The organism is Spirosoma endbachense, assembly GCF_010233585.1.
GTDB classification, from domain to species: Bacteria; Bacteroidota; Bacteroidia; order Cytophagales; family Spirosomataceae; genus Spirosoma; species Spirosoma endbachense.
Genome location: NZ_CP045997.1, coordinates 10,252,205 through 10,252,459, shown reverse-complemented (window position 1 = coordinate 10,252,459; position 255 = coordinate 10,252,205). Strand labels below are relative to the sequence as shown.

The following is a 255-nucleotide window of genomic DNA, read 5'->3' as shown; positions in this document are numbered from 1 at the left end:
TGGTTCCCCCGGTGGCGGTAAGGGTGGTCGACTGTCCGGCACAGAGGGTGGTCGATGAGGCCGTCAGGGCAGCAGCGGGTGCTGGACTGATGGTGACCGTAGCGGTGGCCACATCCGAACAACCTGTTGAAGAGGTACCCGTCACCGAGTAGGTGCCGGCCACACTGACGTTGATGGACGAGCCGGTGGCGCCATTGCTCCACAGGTAGGTAGATGCCCCTGAAGCGGTGAGCGTACCGGTTTGGCCTTCGCAGA

1 protein-coding gene is annotated in these 255 nt (G+C 63.5%); it reads right to left on the bottom strand.

Annotated features, from left to right (window positions below; all coding sequences use genetic code 11):
* The coding region (locus GJR95_RS41955; protein ID WP_198424785.1) for a hypothetical protein at nucleotides 1-255 on the bottom strand (255 nt) is incomplete at both ends.